General features: G+C 44.1%; 1 pseudogene. It reads left to right on the top strand.

The features are described from left to right. Positions 1 to 245, top strand: a pseudogene (locus SB658_RS26670) (EamA family transporter); the annotation flags it as partial.

Raw genomic sequence — 245 nt, 5'->3', positions numbered from 1 at the left:
CAGGCGGTGTCTTTGAAGGTCTCGGACAAAACTTTTCCACGAAAGGTATTATCTTTGGTTTATTAGCCGCTGTCTCTTTTTCATTCTATGTTTTTGCAAGTGGGCGTGTTGCTACAGAAGTTCCGCCTTATACGAAAAGCTTTCTTATGACAACAAGCGCTACTCTTATCGTATGCCTATTCTTCCCGCCAACCTTTTTAACGGATGGTGCCCTGCAAGCCGGTCTTTGGAAATACGCTTTCTTC

Origin of the sequence: Bacillus sp. SIMBA_008, from assembly GCF_046535495.1 — a bacterium.
In the GTDB taxonomy this organism is placed as follows: domain Bacteria; phylum Bacillota; class Bacilli; order Bacillales; family Bacillaceae; genus Bacillus; species Bacillus subtilis.
The sequence above is the reverse complement of the archived record's forward strand: the minus strand, read 5'-3'. Positions and strand labels throughout refer to the sequence as shown.